This window comes from Streptomyces sp. DSM 106670 (assembly GCF_055792845.1).
In genome coordinates, this window is the sequence record NZ_CM147704.1 from 4,669,700 (window position 1) to 4,691,344 (window position 21,645).

The 21,645-nt window shown below is 69.3% G+C and carries 22 protein-coding genes and 1 pseudogene; 11 read left to right on the plus strand and 12 right to left on the minus strand.

What is annotated here, in order from left to right; all coding sequences use genetic code 11:
• Positions 1-6: 6 nt before the first annotated feature.
• From ACSMXR_RS20620 to ACSMXR_RS20640, 5 genes are all read right to left on the minus strand, one after another.
• Complete coding sequence (locus tag ACSMXR_RS20620) at positions 7-159, minus strand: hypothetical protein (protein ID WP_473169617.1); 153 nt, start codon at positions 157-159, stop codon at positions 7-9.
• Between the two features lie 14 nt (positions 160-173).
• Positions 174-827: a DUF6879 family protein gene (locus ACSMXR_RS20625; RefSeq protein ID WP_473169618.1), complete on the minus strand. Its 654-nt coding sequence runs from the start codon at positions 825-827 to the stop codon at positions 174-176.
• Between the two features lie 10 nt (positions 828-837).
• A complete protein-coding gene (locus tag ACSMXR_RS20630) occupies positions 838-1,107 on the minus strand; it encodes a hypothetical protein (protein WP_030077486.1) in 270 nt (89 codons plus the stop codon).
• Positions 1,108-1,390: 283 nt separating this feature from the next.
• Positions 1,391-1,798: a hypothetical protein gene (locus ACSMXR_RS20635; protein WP_381907007.1), complete on the minus strand. Its 408-nt coding sequence runs from the start codon at positions 1,796-1,798 to the stop codon at positions 1,391-1,393.
• Positions 1,799-2,394: 596 nt separating this feature from the next.
• Complete coding sequence (locus tag ACSMXR_RS20640) at positions 2,395-2,751, minus strand: beta/gamma crystallin domain-containing protein (RefSeq protein ID WP_311314869.1); 357 nt, start codon at positions 2,749-2,751, stop codon at positions 2,395-2,397.
• A gap of 194 nt (positions 2,752-2,945) precedes the next feature.
• Between ACSMXR_RS20640 and ACSMXR_RS20645 the strand changes: the two are divergent.
• A pseudogene (locus ACSMXR_RS20645) lies at positions 2,946-3,511 on the plus strand (IS5 family transposase).
• Positions 3,512-3,585: 74 nt separating this feature from the next.
• On the opposite strand, the gene ACSMXR_RS20650 reads toward ACSMXR_RS20645, so the two are convergent.
• The 3 genes from ACSMXR_RS20650 to ACSMXR_RS20660 all read right to left on the minus strand — a co-directional run bounded on the left by ACSMXR_RS20650 (position 3,586) and on the right by ACSMXR_RS20660 (position 5,633).
• Entirely contained in the window at positions 3,586-4,203 is a 618-nt protein-coding gene (locus tag ACSMXR_RS20650; protein WP_473169619.1) for a hypothetical protein, read from the minus strand.
• Positions 4,204-4,301: 98 nt separating this feature from the next.
• A complete protein-coding gene (locus tag ACSMXR_RS20655) occupies positions 4,302-4,802 on the minus strand; it encodes a DUF6624 domain-containing protein (protein WP_473169620.1) in 501 nt (166 codons plus the stop codon).
• A 240-nt stretch (positions 4,803-5,042) separates the two neighbouring features.
• Positions 5,043-5,633, minus strand: a complete 591-nt coding sequence (locus ACSMXR_RS20660; RefSeq protein WP_473169621.1) for a TetR/AcrR family transcriptional regulator — start codon at positions 5,631-5,633, stop codon at positions 5,043-5,045.
• 91 nt (positions 5,634-5,724) lie between these two features.
• On the opposite strand from ACSMXR_RS20660, the gene ACSMXR_RS20665 reads away from it, so the two are divergent.
• A complete protein-coding gene (locus tag ACSMXR_RS20665; protein ID WP_473169622.1) occupies positions 5,725-6,171 on the plus strand; it encodes an anthrone oxygenase family protein in 447 nt (148 codons plus the stop codon).
• A gap of 744 nt (positions 6,172-6,915) precedes the next feature.
• On the plus strand, positions 6,916-7,512 hold the full coding sequence (gene crr / locus ACSMXR_RS20670; protein ID WP_473169623.1) for a PTS glucose transporter subunit IIA: 597 nt from the start codon (positions 6,916-6,918) through the stop codon (positions 7,510-7,512).
• A gap of 746 nt (positions 7,513-8,258) precedes the next feature.
• Here the strand turns inward: crr and ACSMXR_RS20675 are convergent.
• The gene (locus ACSMXR_RS20675) at positions 8,259-9,473 is read right to left on the minus strand and encodes an MFS transporter (RefSeq protein ID WP_473169624.1); all 1,215 of its coding nucleotides are present in this window, start codon (positions 9,471-9,473) and stop codon (positions 8,259-8,261) included.
• A 250-nt stretch (positions 9,474-9,723) separates the two neighbouring features.
• Here ACSMXR_RS20675 and ACSMXR_RS20680 point away from each other — a divergent pair, with 250 nt between their 5' ends.
• The gene (locus ACSMXR_RS20680) at positions 9,724-10,434 is read left to right on the plus strand and encodes an AraC family transcriptional regulator (RefSeq protein ID WP_473169625.1); all 711 of its coding nucleotides are present in this window, start codon (positions 9,724-9,726) and stop codon (positions 10,432-10,434) included.
• A gap of 79 nt (positions 10,435-10,513) precedes the next feature.
• Here the strand turns inward: ACSMXR_RS20680 and ACSMXR_RS20685 are convergent, their stop codons facing one another.
• Positions 10,514-11,185, minus strand: a complete 672-nt coding sequence (locus tag ACSMXR_RS20685) for a TetR/AcrR family transcriptional regulator (protein WP_473169626.1) — start codon at positions 11,183-11,185, stop codon at positions 10,514-10,516.
• Positions 11,186-11,309: 124 nt separating this feature from the next.
• Between ACSMXR_RS20685 and ACSMXR_RS20690 the strand changes: the two genes are divergently transcribed.
• Positions 11,310-12,257, plus strand: a complete 948-nt coding sequence (locus tag ACSMXR_RS20690) for an NAD(P)-dependent alcohol dehydrogenase (protein ID WP_473172415.1) — start codon at positions 11,310-11,312, stop codon at positions 12,255-12,257.
• A 19-nt stretch (positions 12,258-12,276) separates the two neighbouring features.
• Here ACSMXR_RS20690 and ACSMXR_RS20695 read toward each other — a convergent pair whose 3' ends face one another.
• Positions 12,277-12,966, minus strand: coding sequence for a hypothetical protein (locus ACSMXR_RS20695; RefSeq protein ID WP_473172416.1), 690 nt, complete (start codon positions 12,964-12,966; stop codon positions 12,277-12,279).
• 365 nt (positions 12,967-13,331) lie between these two features.
• On the opposite strand from ACSMXR_RS20695, the gene ACSMXR_RS20700 reads away from it, so the two are divergent.
• Positions 13,332-14,795 carry an MFS transporter gene (locus ACSMXR_RS20700; RefSeq protein ID WP_473169627.1) on the plus strand — a complete coding sequence of 488 codons (1,464 nt, stop codon included), beginning with the start codon at positions 13,332-13,334 and terminating at the stop codon, positions 14,793-14,795.
• Between the two features lie 49 nt (positions 14,796-14,844).
• Here ACSMXR_RS20700 and ACSMXR_RS20705 read toward each other — a convergent pair whose 3' ends face one another.
• Positions 14,845-15,411, minus strand: a complete 567-nt coding sequence (locus ACSMXR_RS20705) for a hypothetical protein (RefSeq protein WP_473169628.1) — start codon at positions 15,409-15,411, stop codon at positions 14,845-14,847.
• 531 nt (positions 15,412-15,942) lie between these two features.
• Between ACSMXR_RS20705 and ACSMXR_RS20710 the strand changes: the two genes are divergently transcribed.
• The 5 genes from ACSMXR_RS20710 (at position 15,943) to ACSMXR_RS20730 (ending at position 21,642) form a co-directional block, all read left to right on the plus strand.
• Positions 15,943-16,809, plus strand: coding sequence for a polyphosphate polymerase domain-containing protein (locus tag ACSMXR_RS20710; protein ID WP_030633011.1), 867 nt, complete (start codon positions 15,943-15,945; stop codon positions 16,807-16,809).
• Positions 16,806-17,483, plus strand: coding sequence for a DUF4956 domain-containing protein (locus ACSMXR_RS20715; RefSeq protein WP_030077503.1), 678 nt, complete (start codon positions 16,806-16,808; stop codon positions 17,481-17,483). Before ACSMXR_RS20710 ends, ACSMXR_RS20715 begins: the two co-directional genes overlap by 4 nt.
• Complete coding sequence (locus ACSMXR_RS20720; RefSeq protein WP_473169629.1) at positions 17,483-19,273, plus strand: CotH kinase family protein; 1,791 nt, start codon at positions 17,483-17,485, stop codon at positions 19,271-19,273. Before ACSMXR_RS20715 ends, ACSMXR_RS20720 begins: the two co-directional genes overlap by 1 nt.
• 105 nt (positions 19,274-19,378) lie before the next feature.
• Positions 19,379-20,134, plus strand: coding sequence for a response regulator transcription factor (locus tag ACSMXR_RS20725; protein ID WP_137235464.1), 756 nt, complete (start codon positions 19,379-19,381; stop codon positions 20,132-20,134).
• Positions 20,131-21,642, plus strand: coding sequence for a sensor histidine kinase (locus tag ACSMXR_RS20730; RefSeq protein ID WP_473169630.1), 1,512 nt, complete (start codon positions 20,131-20,133; stop codon positions 21,640-21,642). Before ACSMXR_RS20725 ends, ACSMXR_RS20730 begins: the two co-directional genes overlap by 4 nt.
• Positions 21,643-21,645 lie beyond the last annotated feature (3 nt).

Genomic DNA, 21,645 nt, shown 5'->3' on the forward strand with positions numbered 1-21,645 from the left:
TTGCCTCTACGCCCCACCGCCGGTGCCGTGCGCGTCGTCGCGGGCGCGCTGCCAGAGGGCGACGCCCCCGTCCCTGGTGCGCTCCCAGGCGCCGGTCGCCATCAGGCCGACGAGGGTCGTACCGGCGCTCTGGGCGAGTGCGACCAGCTCCGCATTCATGACGCGCGCTCTCCTCACTGCTGCGGTCGGCGGACTGTTGAAGCCGGGCGGTTGAGGGCGGGCGGTTCGAGCGGTGCGATCTCCCGCTCGAAGAACTCCGAGAACTCCTCGCCCTGGGCATAGAGAGTTTCGAACTCCTGGGTCGTGGTCCGGACCTGGTCGGGGTCGGTGAACCGCCGGGCCCCTGCGCCCTTCAGCTCGTCGTCGTAGATCACGGCGTACATCACGGAACTTCCGAGGATGACGACCTCGGGCACCTGTGCGTCCCGTTCCACGTCGGAGATCGTGCCGGCATCCAGCACACGGATCTCTTCGCCCAGCTCGGACCTGAGCCGGAGGACGTTCATCTCCCACTGGAGGTACGGAGTTACGGGGTACTCGACGATACGGAGCCGACGGAAGGTCAGGCCGCGTTGAGAGGTGTCACGGAAGTACGCGGCGACCGACTCCCGGTCGTCCTGGATCAGGCGTAGAGCCTCCGCCCAGTCCCCGGAAGCGAAGGCTTCCCAGCTGGGAGTGCCCGGCTCCTTGAAGGTCTGGCCCCGCTCAAGCTTGGCGAGGAGGTGGATGTCGCTCTCGTGGACCCGGCTGAAGTCGGCGAGATAGTCGGGCCTCTGGAGGACTTCGCCGGAGCCATCGCGGAAGCACACGAACATTGACGCACTCATTCAGACGTACTCATTCATGAGGGATGTCCGCCTTCGCTGCGATGAGCATCCTGCGAGGGATGACCACGAGGCGCTCATCGCGACTGATGGAGACACCGTCGGGCAGACGTGTCCCGAGGGAGTCGGTGAGGTCGCGTCCGATCACGGCGATGTCGCCGTTCTCCAGCTCCCAGATATCCGGGCATTCGGGCCCGGTGCTGGTGGCGCCCAGCTCCAGTGCCGACTTTCCGAGACGTCTCTTGAAGCCGGTTTCAGGATCAGCTTCCCAGGGTCTGCCCATGCTGCCGCCCCTCCTCCGGGTGAACAGGCCAACTTACCAGTGACTACCTAGTCAAGAGCGGTGTCAAGTAAGGGATTTGGACTGTTGGAGTGAGAGGCGGGGGGTGCTGGTGTTCTACCAGGGGGCGGGTGTTCAACCTGTGGGCTCGTCCGGCCTCGGGAAGGCTGGACGATAGCGGTTCCCGTCAGCGGTGTTGTTCTGGTGGGGCCGGTCCGGCCCGGACCAGCCCGGCGGATCATTGCCTGCGACAGGCGAGGCCGAGCAGTGACCCGCCGGACACGCCCTAGCTCGTCCTCCGGAGCGCCGGCGGGATGTCGGACGCTTGACGGGACCGAATTACGGCACCTTTCAGTGCGTCGTTGTCCACGATCATCTGACCTCCGTAGACGCGCAGTGGAAGATCGTTGGTCTCCACACCATCCAGCTCGATCGCGCACTTGTCGCCTTCGCCGAGCACGGTGGGCTTCCGTTCCTTTCGAGACTCGAGCTTCTTGACCTGGCCGAGCAGGATGCGGTCGCCGACGAGCAAGGTCGCCGGAGCGCCGATCGCGACGGCACCGGACTCCACTACTCCGGTGAAAAGCCGACCTTTGCCGGAGATTGTGAACACGTCCTCGATGCGAAACAGGAACGGCGCGTTCACATCGATAGCCTCATTGAGAAGCCTCGGTTTCTTGGTGAATATTCCCATGCTTTGAGCTTACCGAGGCTCCAGGTGATGCGGTTCAGAACGAGTGAGCGCTCCCACTGACGGCCGCCGTTTGCCGCCCCATTGATGGCCACGGGATTCTCCAGGTGCGGCCAGATCTCTCCCCGCTCGCCCCGGCAGGGGGCGGAGAGCCCGTACTGCGGGCTCTTGGCGCGACGGTCTACCCGGTTCAGGAGAAGGTTGATGCGGCCCCGGTGATGCTGGGGCCGTAGCGGCGACCGTCGCCGTCGGACGCCGCGCGGCTGCCTGAATCGGGGCGCTCCCCGCGCTCCCGGACACCGTCCTGTGCGAGGGCCTCGTGATGCGGCTCGCTGCCACCGTCGAGTCAGGAGACTTTACCGACGCGCACGAACCCTCGGGTGTACCAGGCCACCGGCTGCGGCGCCGTCACTTTGGCGGCCGACAGGTGATGTCCCGGACGAAGAGGCTTCTGCGTTTGTGCCATCGGACCGGACTGGCTCCGGGATTACAGAGGTGAAAGTGCCCCCGGCGTCGGAGCCGGGGGACTGTGACGGCTTGTCTCGCGGGCTTTGCGAGTGGTTGGCCCGGCGTCGTCCGCCGGGCCTGTTTCCGGGGCGTCAGTTGATGTGCAGGTTGGTCACCAGGCCGTATGCCTGGGTCTTGGACTCGTGCTTGCCGAACGTGTGGCGGTAGATCCAGCCGTCGCCAGGTTCGTAGTCGAAGTAGCCCGCGTTGTTCCCGCTGCTGAAGTTCTCGACACCACCCTGCCCGATGTGCAGGTCGCCCGCGTTGGCGAAGCAGCGATTGGTGCCGGTGCCGTTGGAATTGCGGATACCGAGATGGAAGTACTGCCCGCCGAAGTCGACCTGGCACTCGAAGATGTTGACCTCGTTCGTCGCGTGTGCGGGCACGGCCCCGCACAGCAGCGCGGCCGTCGATGCCGCGACGACTAAAGTCGCTCGCCACTTCTTCATGGGTGGCTCCTTTCACGATAGCTTGTTGATCATGATAGGGATCCGCGTCGTGCCCTGCCCGGCGAAAAAGAATCCCTCTTGCCGGTGGCGGCTGTCTTGCCTCCTCCGGCACCAGGCCCTCCGGTGGTCGGCGGCCGTCTGATCGTCTTCCTAGGGGGTGTCCGCAATGTCGGTGGGTCGTTGGTCCGGTCGTGGTGCGTCGTCATGAGGTGACTGATCAGGCTTGGGCGGTGATCGGGCCGTTGCTGGTTCCGCCTCGGATGGGGCGGCCGGTGCGGGACCGGCGGCAGGTCCTCAACGGGATCCTGTGGAAGCTGTCCACGGGTGCTGCCTGGCGGGACCTGCCGGAGGGGTACGGGCCGTGGAAGACGGTCTACGAGCGGTTCCGCCGCTGGTCGGCGGACGGGACGTGGGACCGGCTCCTGGCCCCCGTCCAGCAGCACTCCGACGCGGTCGGGAAGGTCGACTGGTCGATCGTATGCGTCGACTCGACGGTCGTGCGGGCCCACCAGCACGCGGCCGGGGCCCGAAAAGGGGGCTCTGGAAAGGTGAGGCACTCGGCCGGTCCCGCGGTGGGCTGACGACCAAGATCCACCTAGCAGCGGATGCCCGCTGTCGACCTCTCGCGTTTGTTCTCACCGCCGGCCAGGCCGGTGATGCACCGGCCTTCGACCGTGAGGCCTACAAGCAGCGCAACACCGTCGAGCGGTGCATCAACCGCCTCAAGCGGTGGCGCGGCCTCGCCACCCGATATGAGTAGACGGCGACCAGCTACCTGGCTGGACTCCACATCGCCGGTATCTTCCTGTGGTCCGCTCGCTGATCCAAAAGACCCTAGTCGAGGCCGTCTTGCGACTCGGTGAAATCCCTGGTCAGAGCTGTGGGATCGCTGGAAGAGACCAACGGCGTTCGACGGGTGGCTTCCTCGCCGGCGTCTACGGTGACGCCCAGATCACGACGCATCGCCTCTCTCATGACGTCCATAAGAGACCAGAGCTCATGCTGCGCTGCGGCGGCTGAGCGCAAGGTCTCGCCCGGTCGGGGGCTTTCCTGTTCCAGACGCTTGATCTGTCCATAGACCCCGGTCAGCGCTTCGTTCAGTTCGTGAGCCGGAACAATCACCGCATCGGGGGCGATCATCAGAGCCTCGGACCATCGGTCACGGTAGGCATCCTTGGTGCCTTCCAACGCTGCTACGTCCTCCTGCCCGAGGGTTTGATCCCGCATGGCGTACAAGTGCCGGCTGAGCGCCGTGGCGAACTGCCGGGCATCCCGATGTAGTTGTGTGTAACAGCTCCGGCGTAGCTCACGATTTTCGCGAGCTTCCTGGATGGCATGGGCCATCTCCAACTCGCGCTTCTTGGCGCGGTCGGCGCCCCGCTGGGTAAGCAGTGCGCCCCCAAGGGTTCCCGCTACACCAGCGATCGCAATCAGTACCGCCGCCACGTCCATTCGATCACCCTAGACCGCGTCACGTGGCCGGCCGCATCAGGGCGGCGATCACGACTCGCCGCCTCAATCGCTGCGAGTGCTGATCCGAACGGAAGGCCCTAGGTGAACTTGGCGACGTACTCGTCGAAGGGCTCGATGCCGACTTCCGCACGGAGTTCGTCCATGCGCTCGGGCTCTTCACAGGGCCACGGAACCGGTGCCCCGTTATTCACGCCGGCGATCTGAGTGCCGTAGACCTGCTTACGGCCTTCATTGACCAGTGTGCGGTCCCGTAGGAAGGCCAGCTCGCGCGGGCCGGCCGATCCTGCCGACACCGCTTGCTGCATCAACTGGAGGGCGCGCCGCTGAACGTCGAGTTGCCGGTCGGCGTGCTGAGCGATCAGCCATGCCGCGCGGGCAGCCTCCTCGCCGACCAGATCCGCCGTCGGCCAGCCGTACTCGTCCATGATCTCGCTGAGCCGGTCACCGTTCCGGGCGGTCAGCCGCCGCCAGGCCAACTGCTCGGCGGGGGCTTCGCTGTTCGCGTGGACTGCGGACCGGTGATCGGCCGCAGCCATGTCCGTGAGTTCCTCCGTCAGCGCGGCAACGTCGTGCGCCACTCTCAACTCCCAGGTCGGATACGTGATGTGCGTACGCCGGTAAGCCTAGGGGCGCAAAACAGGCATAAAGATCATTCTGGAGAACGGTGACAACGCTTGCCCGCGCCGAGATAATGGATCTACCCCCCGAAGCTTGAGCCGGAGCCGGATCGATGTGGTCCGGCGGCGCGCCGGTGGCTCCGGCAGGTGCTGGAGTCCACGCTCGCCACGGGTCGGTTGATGCGGCCCTGGAGGTCTGCGTCAGACCGCGGCGAGCCGGTCCACCAGCAGTTCCACCCTCCGCTCGCTGTCCTCCGGCGGCAGCCGTCCGGCCCGGGTGAGGGTGGCCAGCCCGTGCAGGGACGCCCAGAACAGTTCGGTGAACAGCGCTGGGTGAACGCCGTCCCCGGCCACCTCGCCGAGGGTTTCCAGGAGGGCGGCGAAGGCGTCCTTCAGCGGCTCGGGGGTGTCCTCCTGCGCGAATGCCAGGCCGCCGTCGAGCTGGAACATGGCGTCGTAGACCGCCGGGTTGTCTGCGGCGAAATCAAGGTAGGCGCGGGCGAGGGCGGCGACCCGGGCGCGAGGCCCGTCCGTGGCCGAGGTCGCGGCCACGGTTGCGGCCCTCAACGCCCCGGCCATCTCGGCGGCGCCTTCGAGGGCGACGGCGCCGATGATCTCGCGCTTGCCCCGGAAGTGGCTGTAGAGGACGGGCTGGCTGTATTCGATGCGCTCGGCGAGTCGGCGGGTGGTGACCGCGTCCCAGCCCTGCTGCTCGGCGAGTTCGCGGGCCGTCGCCACGATGAGTCGCTCGCGGCCCGCCCGTTCGCGCTCCTTGCGTTCCTGTACCGACATGCTTCGATCCTAGCACCGCTAGACAATCGAGCGGCAGTAGGTCTAGCGTTGCCTCATCACCTAGCGCCGCTAGATTTCAGGAGGGGTCATCATGCTCAACGCACTGGAGATCGTCACCACCGTGATCGTCGGACTGCTGGTGGGGGTGGAGTTCTCCGTCGCCTTCGTCATCAACCGGATCCTCAACGCGCTGCCCGACGACAGCACTCAGCTCGGCCGAAGCCACGGGGGCCGGATGCTGGGGGCGGTGATGCCGTTCTGGTACATCGGCTCGATGGTCCTGAGCGCGATCTGGGCCATAACCGGGTGGGGGGAGGAGGGCGTCGGCCTGGTCGTCACAGCGGGCGGGCTGCTGCTTGTGAGCGTGGTCATGTCGATCCTGCTGCTCGTCCCGATCAACAACCTGGGCAAGACGTGGACCCCTGAGAACCGGCCCGCGGACTGGAAAGAGCAGATGAACCGCTGGGACCGTTACCACTACATCCGGGTCGCCGTCCTGATCGCCGCCTTCACGCTGCTGGTCGCGGCGCTGGTTTGAGCCCGGGGGAGCGTGGCCGGTGCCGGTGCCGGTGTCGGTCGTGCGGACGGAGCCACCCTTCGTGAACTGGGCGTGTGCTGTCCTGGGCGGGAACGTCCCCGCAGACGCGGGGCGTGCGTGCACCTGGTCGTAGGTGGTGCGTGGCAGGGGAGCAACCCCGCGTGCGCGGGGACCGCGTCAACTCTGGCGAAGCCGACGACCCGACCCTGGGGCTACCCCCGCACGCGCGAGGACTACGTGATCGTGCCCCCGCCGAAGACCGCCTTGAAGGGAACAACCCCGCACGCGCAGGGACCACCAGGTGGTGACGAATCCCGGTGACCACCTCGTCGGAGCCATCCCCGCACGCGCGGGGGCATGACACCGACATTGTCGCCGACGCCCTAAAAGAGGGACCACCCCCGCAGGTGCGGGGCCGCGTCAAGCCACCAGGGCGTGTGCGTTCATCGCGGGTACAACCCCGCGAATGCGGGGACCAAGTGGCGGCCTACACCACCGGAAACGATGCAGCCAAGGGGCCACCCCTGCGCGGGCAGAGACCAGTGAGCGACGCGGTCTTCGTTGGGGTTGTACGCGGGGCCATCCCCGCACGCGCGAGGACCACGACCGTAGCCCGAGCCGGCCGACCAGGTCCACGGGACCACCCCCGCAAACGCGGGGACCGAACGGACTGCACCACCGGCAACGATACGGCCGCCCCGTGTCGCACACCTGGTATCGAGACGCGCGGATCATCATGTCCGTATGAGTCGATTCGTATCCCGCCGTGCCGCTCTTGCTGCCGTGATCGCTGGTGCGGCCACTGCGGGCCTGCCTTCTGGTCCTGTTCTGGCGCTCGATCGTCGGGCGGCGGCCGAGCGAGACAGTTCGGCGGTCACGGAAGAGATCTATGCGCCCCTGTCAGGGGAGATCGTCCGCATCGAGGACGTTCCCGACGTGGTGTTCGCGGAGAAGATCGTCGGTGACGGCATTGCCATCAACCCGTCAGCGGGCACGGTCGTCGCGCCGGCCGACGGCATCATCGGCAAGATCTTCGAGACCAACCACGCGTTCTCCATGGAGACCGAGAGCGGCCTTGAGGTGTTCGTCCACGTCGGCATCGACACCGTCGAGCTGAAGGGTGAGGGGTTCCGGCGCGTGGCCGAGGAGGGGCAGCGCGTCAGCCGGGGCGACGTCATCATCGAACTCGACCTGGAAATGCTGAAGGAGAAGGCCAAGTCCGTTCTGACCCCGGTGGTGATCTCCAACATGGATGAGGTCGGAGTGCTGACGAAGTTCTCCGGCCAGGCAACCGCCGGCCACACGGCGATTCTGCGTGCCACCAAGGGGGCCTCGGCATGAAGTCCGGCTGCGTTGCGGGTGCTTGTCTGCCGGTCTGAGCCGGGGCTGAACACGAGGCGCGTTCCTGCGCTCCCGTGTCGGGGGCGGGGGCGAGCAGGGCTGTCCCCGCACACGCGGGGCCACTGGTTCCCGGGCGCCCGACTTGCCCCTGACCTGGGACCACCCCCGCCCGCGGGGACCACGGCGTCCTGGAGGCCATCACGACCGTCTGCGCAGGACCACCCCCGCACACGCGGGGACCACCTCTTCTTGGTCTGGAGGTGGAACCGGGCCTTGGGACCACCCCCGCACGCGCGGGGACCACATGCCCGGCCGCCCGCCGACCTTGATCAGGAAGGGACCACCCCCGCACGCGCGGGCACCACGTGGACGGAGTGACGCTCGGGGCCGGTGACTCGGGGCCACTCCCGCACGCGCGGGGACCACGTCCTTCTCAAGAAGAACAAGCGCGTCCGCCTGGGACCACCCCCGCACGCGCAGGGACTGAAGCTTCTGACCTGCGTGTTCACTCGGCTAAGAGGCCGTATGTCGCTGCTACTTCAGAGACGAACAATTTAACCTCGCGTCACAGCATGCCCTTTGCTGTGAGTGCCTGCGTCTGAACCTCGGATCTGGGTGCTTTGACTCCTGGGCCGACCGGATGTCCGAGGGCATCGGGGAAGTCGCGCGACGGTTCTGCGAGGGCTGTGGCAGGCCGCTGTCCTCGGAGGCTCCGGCTCGTGCGAGGTTCTGCTCGACGGGCCGAATCAGCCGACAGTCTCGGCCCGGTAGCGCCAGAACGGGCGTACGGCCAGGGCGGCCGCCAGGACGAGGGCGGCGCAGGCGAAGGCGGAGGCCGACCAGGCGAGGGTGAGAGGGACGACGGCGGCCATCGTTCCGGCGCGCAGGTCGCCGAGTCGCGGCCCGCCCGCGACGACCACGGTGTAGACGCCCTGGAGGCGGCCGCGGAGGTGGTCGGGCACGTAGGACTGGAGGATGGTCTGCCGGTAGACGGCGCTGACCAGGTCCGCGGCGCCGCCGAGGGCCAACAGGGCGATCACCGCCCACAGGGTGTGGGTGAGTCCGGCGGCGGCGATGGCCGTGGCCCACACGATCACGGCCGCGGTCAGGGCGACGCCCTGGCGGCGGACACGGCCGATCCAGCCGCTGAAGAGTCCGGCGACAAGCGCTCCGGCCGCGATCGCGGAGTAGAGCGGGCCCACACCGCCGTGGAACCGTTCGGCCGCGGCTTGAGGGAAGAGGGCTTCGGGCCCGGCCAGCATCATGGCGGCGACATCGACGAGGAAGGACATGAGCAGCACGGGACTACGGGTGATGAACAGCAGGCCGTCCGCCACCGAGCGCAGGCCGGGAAGGCCGGCGGGTTTGCCGGAGGGGGAGGGGAGGTGGGGCAGGCGGAAGGCCGCGTAGAGGGCGACGGTGAAGAGTGCGGCGTCCGCTCCGTAGACGAGGGCGAACCCACCGGGAAGGGCGAGCAGCGCTCCCGCGAGGAGTGGGCCGAGTACTTGTCCTAGGTTGCCCACGCTGTAGAGGAGACCGTTCGCGGCGGAGATCTGGTCTGCGGGTACCAGCCGGGGCACGATGGCGCCGCGGACCGATGAAGAGACTGCGAACCCGCCGGACTGGACAGCGACCAGGACGAGGATCAGTGCGGGCGACCGCACGTGGAGCAGGCTCTGCAGCATCAAGGCCAGCGAAACGATCCAGGTGAGCCAGCACGACCCGAGATACAGCTTCCGGCGATCCACCGCGTCGGCGACCGCTCCGCCGTAGAGGCCGAAGATCACGGTCGGCAGCAGCGCGGCGAGTCCGCTGACGCCCACCACCGCGGAGGAGTGCGTCAGCGCGTACAACTGGACGGGCACGGCGACCGAGGAAGCCATGAGGCCGATCACGGAGACGCTCTGCCCGACGAAGGCGCGCCGGAAGGCCGGTATGGACAGTGGCCGGGTGTCCGCCACGCTTCGCGACAGCAGCGTCCTGACACGGCCCACGGGACGGGTACGGCCGACGCGACGGTTACGGCCGCGCGGAGGCGCGTCGCCGGGATCCGCCCCGTGCGAGGCGTCGGGATCCGTCCCGTGCGAGGCGTCGGCGGCTGACGGCACGGGCTCGGGGCCTGGTGGCGGAAGGGGTACCTGCGGAGGATGGCTCACAAGATCCACCATCGGTCGCCCACCCCGATGACGGCTTCCGATATTCTGACGGGTGATGTCGTATATCCGACACGGGCACCTGCCCGGCGAGTACATCGAACGACACCAGCACGAAGAACATCAGCTGGTGTACGTCAGCGACGGCATCCTGGCCGTACGCACCGATCACGGCGCTTGGGTGGCCGGCGCGCAGCGCGCGGTCTGGATTCCCGCGCACACCTGGCACGAACACAGTGTCCACGGACACACGACGGTGCACACCCTGATGTTCCCCACCGGCCGGACAACGCTCCCCTACACGACTCCGACGGTCATCGCCGTAGGCCCACTCCTGCGCGAACTGCTGATCGCCTGCACCGAGCCCGGCCTCGCACCTGCCGAGCTGCGCCGGTTGCTCGGCGTGATCAACGACCGGCTGCTGCGCGCCGACATCACCGCCCTGCAGCTTCCCACGGCCCGCGACCCCCGCCTGGCCGCCGCATGCCGCCTGGTGCTGAAGGATCTGTCCCAGCCGCGGACCCTCACCTGGCTCGCCAGGCAAGTCGGCGTGGGCGAACGGCAGTTGGGGCGTCTCTTCCGCGCGGAGTTCGGCGGAACCTATCCCCAGTGGCGTACCAACGCCCGGATCTTCCAGGCGATGATCGAACTAAGCGAGGGAGCCACCGTGACGCAGGCGGCACACAGTTGTGGCTGGTCCACCCCCAGCGCCTTCATCGACACGTTCACCCGCGTCATGGGCCGCACCCCCGGCAGCTACCGCGGGTAGACGCTCCATCGGGCTTGGCTTGCTTCCCCCCCGGGTTGTCTCGACCGAAGCCCGCCCGTTCGCCCTGTCCGACGACCCCTCACCCAGACCCGTTCAATCGCTCCAACTCCAGCCGCACCGGCGGCGGAAGCGGCCCGGCGGTCGGTGTCGCCCGAAACGACTCCAGCAGATAGCCCACCAGCCGGCGCGACGCGGCAGCGGCGTCCGGGCCCGCCCCCGTCGCCACGCCGTTGTTCGCCAGCAGGGCCAGCACCACGTCGGAGACGTCGAAGTCCGGGCGTAGCGCTCCCGCCTCCTTCGCCCGGCGGACCAGCAGGGCCAGGCCCTCCTCCGCGCGGTCGCGCTCCCCGGCGTACACCGTGTCGCCCGGGAAGCGGGCCAGGAAGGCGTGGGTGAAGCCCCGGTCCGTGGCCTGCATCGCGCACACCTTGTGGACCGCCGTGCAGAGGCCGCGCCAGGGGTCCGGGTCCTCCAGGGCCTCGTCCAGCGCGCCCGCGCACTCGGTCAGCTGCTCCGTGAACGCCTCGGTGATCAGCGCGTCGCGGGTGGGGAAGCGGCGGTAGAGGGTCGCCACGCCGACCCCGGCCCGGCGGGCGATGGCGCTGATCGGTACGTCGATGCCGTGCAGCGCGTACGCCTCGCGGGCGGCCCGCAGGATGCGTTCCCGGTTCTCCCGGGCGTCCGCCCGCAGCGCCTCGGGGCCGGGGTCCGGGGTGGCCGGGGGCGGGTTGTGAGAGGGCTGAGCTGGCATGTCTCTCACTTTACGGTAAATGGAGGGGGTCTTCCGTTTATCTGTCTACCGTGGAGTGAGGGCGGGGCTTCCCCCCTCCCCGTACCGACGGAACAGGCAGGACTCCTCCACCGTGAACGACGACATGCGCGCGGCGCTCTACGACAGCTACGGACCGCCCGAGGTCCTCTACGAGGGCCGGGTGCCGGTGCCGGTGCGCAAGCCCGGTGAGGTGCTGGTCCGGGTCCACGCGGCGAGCGTCAACGGCGGTGAGCTGTACGGGCGCGCCGGGCGGGTCCGGTTCGTCACCGGCCGCCGGTTCCCGCAGCGGACCGGGCTCGACTTCGCGGGCGAGGTCGCCGAGGTGGGCACTGAAGTCACCGGGCTCCGTGTGGGCGACCGGGTGTGGGGCATCCTGGGGCGTACCTTCGGCAGCGCGGCCGAGTACGTTTCCGTCCGGCCGCGCCAGATCGCGTACGCCCCCGAGAACGTCACCCTCACCGAGGCCGCCTCGCTGCCCGCCGGGGGCACCACCTCCCTCACCGCCCTGCGCGACAAGGCCGGACTGCGGGCGGGCGAACGCCTCCTCGTGCGCGGGGCGTCCGGCGGCGTCGGCAGTGTCGCCGTCCAGCTCGGCAAGGCCCTCGGCGCGCATGTCACCGGGCTCGCGGGGGCCAAGAATGCGGACTTCGTGCGGGAGTTGGGGGCCGACGAGGTGCTGGACCATCGCGCCACCGCCCTCGCGGACCTGGACCGTTACGACGTCATCATGGACACCGTCGGCACCGAACACCCCGCGCTGCGGCGGCGGTTGGCACTCGGCGGCCGGCTGGTCTCCATCGCCTTCGACATCGACCATCCGGTCCGGAGCATCGGCTATCTGCTGGGCTCGGCCGTGCACGGCCGGCAGCGGGTCCGCTTCTTCAGCGGCAACCCGAAGCACGACCTGTTCGCCGAGCTGACCGCGTACGTGGAGCGTGGTGACCTGCGGCCCGTCGTCGACACGGTCCACCCGCTGTCGGACATCGCCGCCGCCCACCGCGCCCTGGAGGCGGGTGGAGTGCGGGGCAAGCATGTGATCCGGGTGGTGTGAAGCCGCTGACCGCCGTACGTCAGACGATGCGCGGAATGACCTCGTCGCGCTTGGTCGACCAGTTGGTGACGATCGGCTTGTCCACGGTGGCCGCGTCGGGCAGCTCGACCTGGGCGGGGTTCGGGTCCTCCTCGGAGGTGGCGATGATGACGTGCTCGAACTGCTTGCCGCCGTCACCCCCGGTGGTCTTGACGTTGATACCGGCGTACGCGACGGAGGAGCCGGAGAGCTTGATCGGGTCCTCGCCGCCCTGCCCGACGGGCGACGCCACGCCGTCGGCGGCCGAACCGAAGGACACACTGGGCGTGTTGATGTCCAGGTAGCACGTGATGCCGGACTTGGCCTTGGCGGTGACGAGGTAGTGGCTGATCGGCTGGGCCTCCCATGTGACCGTGAAGTCAAGGTCGTTGGTGCCGCAGGACTGCCCGTAGCCGCTCTTGTCGCCGGTCGAGGATTCGCCCTTGCCGCCTGCGCCGCCGGTGGAGTCGGAGCCGTTCGTCGATGTGCCCGCCTCGGACGGTGCGCTGTCGCCGGACGGAGTCTCGCCCTTGCCGGCGCCGCCGTCTGCGGAGGGCGACGAGGAGGAGGGGGCGGCGGCGCCGGACTCCGTGGGGTCCTCGGGGCCGCACGCGGTGGTCGCGGCGAGCGCCGTCACGACCGCGGCGGCCAGGACGAGACGGGCGGAACGGGTGGCGAGACGCGAGCGCATCATGATCTCCAACGGCTGTCGTGTGCGGTGCTTCCTGCTGGCAACGACGACGTTAGGGGCGGGCCGATCTTCAAACGATTGCGTGCATGTCCAGGTTCTGTCTCAGCGGATCCGTTCCATCGGAGCGGCGATATTTTGCGCCAAACACCAGCTCACGGGGCTTGTTCGGGGCCAGGAGCCGAGGATGTCCGGCGTCCCTCTGTGAGCCGGATCACGGTCCTTCGTGGTCAGGACCGGTCGGCGGGCCGTGGTTAGGATGGATGTGCTCGGCCCCGTGGTCGAGGTGGTCAGACCCGGCCGTCCGGTGTCTGGTCCGAGGCTTGAAACCTCCGGCGCTCGTTAGACAGAACCCCGGAGGTTTTTTCGTGTCTGTCCTCCTGCCGTCCCGGCCCACCGATCCTGACCCCCGCCGCTGGTGGGCGCTGGCCGTGATCGCCCTGACCCAGCTGGTCGTCGTGCTCGACGCGACGATCGTCAACGTGGCCCTGCCCCAGGCCCAGCTCGAACTGGAGCTGAGCGACACCGAGCGGCAGTGGGTCATCACCGCGTATGTCCTCGCCTTCGGCGCGCTGTTGCTGCTCGGCGGACGCGTCGCCGACTACTGGGGGCGCAAGCGCAGCTACATGGTCGGGATGCTCGGCTTCGGGGCCGCCTCCGCGTGGGGCGGTCTCGCGCAGAGCGGGACCGAGCTGATCGCGGCGCGCGGCCTGCAGGGCGTGTTCGCGGCGCTGCTGGCACCCGCGGCGCTCGCGTTGCTGACGGTCACGTTCCCGGCCGGGCGTGAGCGCGGAACGGCGTTCGCCGTCTTCGGCACCGTCGCCGGTACCGGTGCCGCCGTCGGCCTGGCGCTCGGCGGTGTCCTGACCGAGTTCGCCGACTGGCGCTGGTGCCTGCTGGTCAACATCGTCTTCGCCGTCGTCGGCCTGGCCGGCGCCCTGATCTTCGTCTCCGAAAGCCGGGTCGAGGGCGGCAACGGCTACGACATCTGGGGCACCCTGGCCGTCACCCTCGGCCTGGCCGCCCTCGTCTACGGGTTCACCCTCGCCGAGTCCGGATGGACCGAGCCGGACACCATCGGCTTCCTCGCCTGCGGTCTGGTGCTGCTGGCGGCGTTCGTGTGGATCGAGGCCCGTGCCGCGCAGCCGCTGCTGCCGCTGCGGATCGTGCGGGACCGCGCCCGCGCCGGGGCGTTCCTCATCCAGGCGACGATCGGCGCCGTCTACATCGGGATGACCCTCTACCTGATGTTCCACCTGCAGATCGTGCTCGGGCTCTCCCCGCTGACGGCCGGACTCGCGAGCCTCGCGATGACCTTCGCGACCATGATCACCGCGCCCGTGGCCGCAAGGCTGCTGCCCACCAGGGGCCCGCGCGTCCTGATGACCGGTGGGCCGCTGATCGCGGCGGCCGGGATGCTGTGGCTGACCTTCATCACCGCCGACGGAAGCTACTGGACCGAGGTCTTCGGCGGCCTGGTGGTCGTCGGCATCGGGATCGCCTTCGTGATCATCCCCGTGCAGAACGTCGCCCTCGCCGGCGTCGACCACCACGACGCCGGTGCCGCATCGGCCCTGGTCAACTCCGCCATGCAGATCGGTGGTTGCGTGGGTCTGTCGGTGTTCACCACGATCTACCTCGGCGCCGTCGAACGTTCCGCCGCGGCCGGCGGCGGCCGGGCGGCCGCCCTCACGGACGGCTACTCCGCGGTCTTCCTCGCCACCGCCGTCACCCTGGTGGTCGCGGCGGCCATCGCCGCGACCATGCTCCGGGGCCGCCGCCTCGCGGCCACCCCGCACCGGTCCGCCGAGGTGCCGGCCCACGTGGGCTGACGCCCTGATGCCCGTACCGGCCGCGCCCACGGGCTGACGATGCCGCTGCTCAGCCCGTACGGTCCGGCCTTCGGGAACGGGGCCGGTGCCGGGACCTCGACCCGCGTCCCCACGCGTCGGCGGCGACGACCAGGCACACGGCCACCAGAACCACGTTCTTGACGACGTACTGCCCCTCCATGGTCGGAGCTGGGGAGTGGGGTTGCCACATCGCGTCGGGGAGAAGGAAGAGGGTCGAGAACACGCCGCCCATGTGGAGGAAGAACGCGACGAGCGCGGGGCGCAGCAGGCGGCGGCCGGCGATCAGGCCGATCCCGATGGCCGTCTCCAGCGCCGCGAGCGAGATGAGCAGGACCGTCTCCGGCACCAGGCCCAGGGTCATCTTCGTCGCCGCGTCCACGGCCAGCTGCTCCGCCGGACTGGCCGAGGGGAACAGCTTCAGTACGCCGAAGCCGACGAAGACGATGCCGACCGTCGCCCTCAGCAGCGTTAGTGCGTGGGCGTCGACCAGTCCGGCCAGGTCGGTCAGTCGGTCTCCAACTCGTATGCCAGGGGCGGGTGTTGAGTTCGTCGCGGTGCGTTGGGGCAGGGTCGGCTCTACGGTGCGGCTTCTCATGTGCGATCTCCCGCTGTGTCTGTGGGGGGTGGGAAAACGTGCATGGGCGGGCCCGCGCGGCTCGTCGGGCGCCTGGGGCGTCGGTGGCAGCCGGTGCGGGGTGGTGCGCGCCTGGAGGTGGGGGCGGGGGAGCGGGGAATGGGCGCTGGATCCGTGGGCGGGGCGGGGCCGGTACGTGATCGACGAACCGGCGCCGCCCTCCTCGCTTGGTCTAGACCATAGGGGTGAAGGTCGGGAGGGCGTCAAGGGGTGTGTCCCGTTGCGCTCGCCGCAAGGGGTGCATTCGCGCCACGTTGCTTCCGGATGTGGCGGCGGTCGTCCGTCGAGGCGTCACGGTGAGTGCCGTCACCCCGGGCCGGGTGCGGGCTGTGTCGGTCGGTACGGGAGTGCTGTCGCGCACCCCGGCCGCTTTGCCCTGCGTACACCTGTAGTTCTCCTGCAATACACCCACGATTCTCATCGCCCCCTCATCTGCCGTTGATTGCGTTCCTTCCGGCCGGCCGGTCCGGGCCGTACGACGAGGAGGCGCAGGTGTCACAAGCCGCAGGAGCAGAAGAGGACGGGCAGCCGCTGCACGTGGCCAGCAGGCTGCACGCGTTCAACCGGTTCGAGTTGAAGTATCTGGTGCCGGTCGAGGAGGCCGCGGCGATCCGGGACGAGCTGGGTGAGCGGATGGACCGTGATCTCAACAGCCCGGTGGGCGGCTACGGCGTGTGGAGCCTGTACTACGACACTCCTCAACTGCGCTTCTACTGGGAGAAGATCGAGGGACTGAAGTTCCGCCGCAAGCTGCGGATCCGCCACTACGGCGATCTCGACACGGTCACCGACGACTCGCCGGTGTGCGTGGAGATCAAGCAGCGCGTCAACCGTGTCACGCAGAAGCGGCGGATCACTCTGCCGTACGGAGTGGCGCGGCGGCTGTGCGACGGCCGAGAAATGGTCGACCACAGCGCGAAGGAGAGCGCCTTCATCCAGGAGGTCCTCGATCTGATCGTACGGCTGAATCTGCAGCCCACCGCGATCACGGGCTACCAGCGCGAGGCCCTGGTCGGCCGGGACGCGGACACCGGGCTGCGGGTCACCTTCGACCGCCGCGTACGAGGCCGTGACCGGGACTTCCACTTCGGCACGTCCACCCCGGAGAACCGGTTCACCATCCCGCCGCACATGTCGGTGATGGAGATCAAGGTGAATGAGCGCACCCCGCACTGGATCACCGACCTCGCCGCCCGGCGCAACCTCAACCTGGTCCGGATCTCCAAGTACGTCCAGTCCGTCGAGGCGTTCGGCCTGGCGCCGCGCTCGGTCTTCCACATCAACGAGGCGGACTGCCCGCCGCCGCCCTCCCCCATCGAGCAGCAGCCGCACACGCTGCTGAAAGCAGGAGCACAGTGAACTTCGATCTGCAGGAACTCAGCGGGACGTTCAGCGTCGCCGACGTCGTGGTGGCGCTGGCGCTGTCGTTCGTCCTGAGCACGGTCATCGGCTACACCTACCGGTACACGCACCGCAACGTGTCCTACAGCCAGTCCTACGTCCAGACCCTCGTGATCGTCGGCATGATCGTCGCGCTGATCATGCTGATCGTCGGATCCAACCTGGCACGGGCGTTCACCCTGATGGGCGCGTTGTCGGTGGTCCGGTTCCGTAACGCCATCAAGGAGACGCGGGACGTCGGCTTCATCTTCCTGGCCATGGCCATCGGCATGGCCTGTGGCGCCCGCTTCTACACGCTCGCCGTGGCCGGCGCCGTGACCATCTGCGTCGTCATCCTGATCATGTTCAAGTTCAACTGGTTCGCCCTCGACGTACAGCGGCAGGTCGTCAAGGTCCAGGTGCCCACCGGCGAGGACTACGGTCCGGCGATCAGCGACGTCCTGATCAAGTACACCAGCGAGTACGAGCTGGTGAGCACCGAGACCATCCGCGGCGGGGCGCTGACCGAGGTGTTCTACACCGTGCGGATGAAGAAGGGCACCGAGCCGGGCGACCTGGTGTCGGCGCTCCAGGAGCGTACCGCCGGGCAGCGTGTCACGGTCCTGACCGGTTACGACACCACGGACCTCTGATGGCCGGCGACGAGCGGGACCCGGTGGTGGTGCCGGTGCGCGGACGGCGGCTGAAGGACCGGCTGCCGGTACGGCTGCGCCACCACTGGAAGCCGGCGGGGGCGCTGTGCGCGGGACTCGCGGTGGCGGTCTACTTCTTCGGCGACGCCCGCGTGTCGCCGTACGTCACCTCCGCATCGCGGGTGGAGGCCGACACCATCACCGAGGACGTCAAGGGCACCGTCGGCCTCTATGACGCGTCGGTGGCCCACCAGATTCAACTCACGTACAAGCAGACCGACTTCAACAAGATGATCAAGGAGTTCGAGGACGAGGGAACGAAGGACTACATCTCGGCCGACCTGACGATCGACGGCGTCCATCTGGAGAACGTCGGGATCCGTCTCAAGGGGAACTCCACCCTGATGTCCCTGCGGGGCAACGGCAAGGGCATGCCCGGTGGCGGCCGGAACATGCCCGGTCGCGCCGGTGCCCAGCAGGGCGACCCGCCCGCCGCCGGTCAAGGCGCGGGCGGGGGCGAGGGCCGGGACCGCGGCCAGGACACCGGCGGCGGTCCCGGCACTTCCCAGCAGCAGCCCGGCCAGGCCGCCCAGGGCGGTACGGGAGGCGACACCGCCGACGGCGGTCCGGCAGCCGCCGGTGGGGGACCGGGCGGGATGGTGCAGTACAACCTGTCCGCCAAGAAGCCCGAGGAACTGCCCTGGCTGATCAAAATCGACGAGTACATCGAAGGGCGCGCCTACCAGGGAGAGCGGGAGATCTCGCTCCGCCCCGGCGCGAACGAGCAGGTGCCGTTGAACGAGGCGCTGTCGCTGTCGCTGACCGAATCCTCCGGGCAGCCCGCCGAGGCGTACAGCTTCACCTCGGTGCAGGTGAACGACCGGCCCGCGGTGACCCGCCTGATGGTCGACAACCCGGACACCGAGTACGCCGAAGCCGTCGGCGACGGCAACGGGATCCTCTACAAGGCCCGGGCCGGCGGGAGCTTCGCCTACCGCGGGGACGACCCGTCCGACTACAAGAGCTCCTTCCGCCAGCTCAACAAGGTCGGCAGCCAGGACCTGAGCCCGGTCATGAAGCTGATCAAGTGGGCGGACGAAGCCTCCGACAAGGAGTTCGAGCAGGAACTGCACCGGTACGTGGACGTCGACTCGCTCGCCGCGTACATCGCCACCCAGAACCTGCTGCTGAACTTCGACGACATCTCCGGTCCCGGCAAGAACTACATGCTCTGGTACGACCTGGACACCAAGAAGTTCTCCGTCCTGGGCTGGGACTACAACCTCACCTTCTCCGGCGACACCGCGGCCGGCCCGGACGACACGGTCAGCATGGGCGGCGGCCGGGGACGGGGAGGACAAGGGGAGCAGAACGGCGAAGGCGCCGCAGGCCGGCCGGAAGGGATGCCCGAGGGCATGCCCGAGCCGCCGGAAGGCATGGAGCTGCCCGAAGGGATGGAACTGCCGGAGGGGATGGAACCCCCCGAAGGGGTGCCCGGGGGCGGGAACGGCGAGCCGGGCGGCCGGGGCGGTTCGATGGGCGGGAACGCCCTCAAGGACCGGTTCCTGGAGTCCGACGCCTTCGACGCGGTCTACAAGGCGGCGTACAAGAAGGTCTACGCGAAGACCTTCGCCTCCGACACGGCGGTCGAGGCCCTGGACACCATCGCGGAGCAGGCCCGTGAGGCGGCCGGTTCCTCGAAGGAGCTGGACGCCGCCGTGGAGAAGCTGCGCACCACGGTGACCGAGCGCACCGCGGCGCTCGCGAAGAACAAGCAGGTCACCGGATGACCCCGGAGCCCGGGACGGCCACCCCCCGTCCCGGGCTCCGGCCGCCTCTCACAGCCGGTGCCGCTACCCTCGCGCGGCACCACCCTCTACCCCAGTGAGCCGCACATGTCCCGCCCCGCCTCCGGGCCCGCCCCGGCCCGGTCCACGATCCTCGTGGTCGAGGACGACCCCAGCATCCGTACCCTGCTCACCTCCGCCCTGGGCGCCGCCGGACACTCCGTCGTCGCGGCCGTCACCGGTCAGGAGGCCATGTTCAAGGCGGGCGACAGGCAGCCCGACCTGATCGTCATGGACGTGATGCTGCCCGACGCCGACGGCTTCGACCTGACCCGGCAGCTGCGCGCCCAGGGCCTCTACACCCCGGTGCTGTTCCTCACCGCGCGCACCGAGGTCGAGGACCGCATCATCGGCCTCAGCTCGGGCGGCGACGACTACGTCACCAAGCCCTTCCACGTCCAGGAGGTGCTGCTGCGGATCCGCGCGATCCTGCGCCGTACCGGCTCCTCCGCCCCGGCCTCCGCCGGTCGCGCCCGCCCGCCCCTGCGCTACGGCGACCTCCTCCTGGACCAGGACGCGCACACCGTGCACCGGGCGGGCCGGCCGCTGAGGCTGTCGCCGACCGAATTCCGGCTCCTGGCCTGCCTGATGGCACAGGCCGACCGGGTGCTCGAGAAACGCGCGATCCTCCAGGAGGTGTGGCAGTACGACTTCGCCGGCGACACCCGGATCGTCGACACCTACATCAAGAACCTGCGCCGCAAGATCGACGCCACCCCGCCCGCCCTGATCCACACCGTCCGCGGCGTCGGCTACTGCCTGCGCCTGGCCGACAGCAGCGGCGCCGGGACGCGAGAACCGTGAGAAGCCGCCCGAGAGCCCCGCGCTCGCTGCGCACCCGGCTCGTGCTCATCGCCACCGTCCTGGCGACCTGCGCCGTCCTGCTGTGCCAGACCGCCGGACTGACCGTGCTGCGCTCCTGGCTCACCGACCAGATCGACGACCGGCTCACCGGCTTCAGACCACCCGGCCGCATATACGAGGACATCGCCGACGACGGCCGCCTGCACGTCCCCAGGAACGGCGACATCCTGCCCTCGGACTACCGCGTCTACATCTACGGCTCCGACGGCCGCCTGATGGCCGACTCGCTGGGCCGCAAGGACGACCGCGGACCACGACTTCCCGGCAGAACATCCCAGTTGACGTTGCGGGACAGTGCGCCCGCCACCGTTCCCGCCGCCACCGGCGACGGCAGCTGGCGCGTCATCGCCGACTCCGGACCCGACCGTATCCGCACCGTCGTCGCCCTGCCCCTGGACACCGTCGACGGCGCGACCACCAAGCTGCTGTGGTTCAGCGCTTCTCTCGGTGTCGTCGTGGCCGCCGGGGTCGCCCTGCTCGGCAACGCCGCCGTACGCCTGGGGCTGCGGCCCCTCTCCCGCGTCGAGGCCACCGCCCAGCGGATCACCGACGGGGCGCTGGACCTCCGTGTGCCCGACACCGATCCCGCCACCGAGGTCGGACGGCTGGGGCAGGCCCTGAACACCATGCTCGACCGGCTGCGCACCGCCCTGCACCGCACCGCCGCCTCCGAGCGGCAGATGCGCCGGTTCATGGCCGACGCCGGACACGAACTGCGCACCCCGCTCACCGCCATCCAGGGCTTCGCCGAACTCCTCCACGACGACCCCCGCATGTCCGCCGAGCGCCGCGCCGAAGCCCACGCACTCATCGCCGCCAACGCCGACCGCATGAGCCGCCTGGTCGACGACCTCTTCCTGCTCGCCAAGCTCGGCCACGCCCCCGGCCCCCACCCGGAACCCGTCGACCTGCTCTCCCTGGCCGCCGACAGCATCACCACCACCGCCGTACGCCACCCCGGCCGCACCATCACCCTGGAACCGCTCCGCACCGGCTCCACCGACACCAGCGGCCAGGAACTGGACGTCGTCGAGACCGTCGGCGACGCCGACCAGCTCGCCCAGGTCGTCACCAACCTGCTGACCAACGCCTGCACCCACACCCCGGCCCCCGCACGCATCCACGTACGCGTCGGCACCGTCCGTACGAGCCCGGCCGCCGGGGGCCTCGACCGCCCCGGACGCACCAGCGCCACCCCCGCCCTGCCGCCCGGCGTCCCGGCCGCCGTGATCGAGGTGGCCGACACCGGCCCCGGACTCGGCCCCGAGGACGCCCACCACGTCTTCGACCGCTTCTACCGCGCCCCGCCCGGGGACGCCGACGAACCCGGCAGCGGCCTCGGCCTCGCGATCGCCTCCGCCATCGCCGAAGCCCACCGGGGCCGCATCGAACTCGACACCCGCCCCGGGGCCGGATGCACCTTCCGCCTCCTCCTGCCCGCGCACTGAGAA

Coding starts and splice junctions, on each gene's coding strand:
- ACSMXR_RS20620 (WP_473169617.1), bottom strand. CDS start 159: ATGAATGCGGAGCTGGTCGCACTCGCCCAGAGCGCCGGTACGACCCTC.
- ACSMXR_RS20625 (WP_473169618.1), bottom strand. CDS start 827: ATGAGTGCGTCAATGTTCGTGTGCTTCCGCGATGGCTCCGGCGAAGTC.
- ACSMXR_RS20630 (WP_030077486.1), bottom strand. CDS start 1,107: ATGGGCAGACCCTGGGAAGCTGATCCTGAAACCGGCTTCAAGAGACGT.
- ACSMXR_RS20635 (WP_381907007.1), bottom strand. CDS start 1,798: ATGGGAATATTCACCAAGAAACCGAGGCTTCTCAATGAGGCTATCGAT.
- ACSMXR_RS20640 (WP_311314869.1), bottom strand. CDS start 2,751: ATGAAGAAGTGGCGAGCGACTTTAGTCGTCGCGGCATCGACGGCCGCG.
- ACSMXR_RS20650 (WP_473169619.1), bottom strand. CDS start 4,203: ATGGACGTGGCGGCGGTACTGATTGCGATCGCTGGTGTAGCGGGAACC.
- ACSMXR_RS20660 (WP_473169621.1), bottom strand. CDS start 5,633: ATGTCGGTACAGGAACGCAAGGAGCGCGAACGGGCGGGCCGCGAGCGA.
- ACSMXR_RS20665 (WP_473169622.1), top strand. CDS start 5,725: ATGCTCAACGCACTGGAGATCGTCACCACCGTGATCGTCGGACTGCTG.
- crr (WP_473169623.1), top strand. CDS start 6,916: ATGAGTCGATTCGTATCCCGCCGTGCCGCTCTTGCTGCCGTGATCGCT.
- ACSMXR_RS20680 (WP_473169625.1), top strand. CDS start 9,724: ATGTCGTATATCCGACACGGGCACCTGCCCGGCGAGTACATCGAACGA.
- ACSMXR_RS20685 (WP_473169626.1), bottom strand. CDS start 11,185: ATGCCAGCTCAGCCCTCTCACAACCCGCCCCCGGCCACCCCGGACCCC.
- ACSMXR_RS20690 (WP_473172415.1), top strand. CDS start 11,310: ATGCGCGCGGCGCTCTACGACAGCTACGGACCGCCCGAGGTCCTCTAC.
- ACSMXR_RS20695 (WP_473172416.1), bottom strand. CDS start 12,966: ATGCGCTCGCGTCTCGCCACCCGTTCCGCCCGTCTCGTCCTGGCCGCC.
- ACSMXR_RS20705 (WP_473169628.1), bottom strand. CDS start 15,411: ATGAGAAGCCGCACCGTAGAGCCGACCCTGCCCCAACGCACCGCGACG.
- ACSMXR_RS20720 (WP_473169629.1), top strand. CDS start 17,483: ATGGCCGGCGACGAGCGGGACCCGGTGGTGGTGCCGGTGCGCGGACGG.
- ACSMXR_RS20725 (WP_137235464.1), top strand. CDS start 19,379: ATGTCCCGCCCCGCCTCCGGGCCCGCCCCGGCCCGGTCCACGATCCTC.